Source organism: Nocardioides cremeus (genome assembly GCF_030518195.1).
GTDB lineage: Bacteria > Actinomycetota > Actinomycetes > Propionibacteriales > Nocardioidaceae > Nocardioides > Nocardioides cremeus.
Genome location: NZ_JAULSC010000529.1, coordinates 1 through 202 on the forward strand (window position 1 = coordinate 1; position 202 = coordinate 202).

General features: G+C 70.8%; 1 pseudogene. It reads right to left on the reverse strand.

The window, feature by feature from the left end:
• Positions 1 to 202: pseudogene (locus QWJ41_RS22655) on the reverse strand (hypothetical protein); the annotation flags it as partial.

Here is a 202-nt window from a genome sequence, read left to right on the forward strand (position 1 = left end):
GGCGCTGATGAAGCGCTGCTTGAGCAGGGTGACCAGGGCGTGGCGCTGGCCGTGCTCGAGGCCGCCCTCGTCACCCTCGAACAGCGAGACCGACCCGTCGTCGACCCCCACCTCGAACCCCTCGTCGAACCCGTTGTCGAGCTCGCCGGGCAGGTCCTCGACGTCGGTCGGGTCGTGCTCGACGTGGGTGCTCATGCGGGGG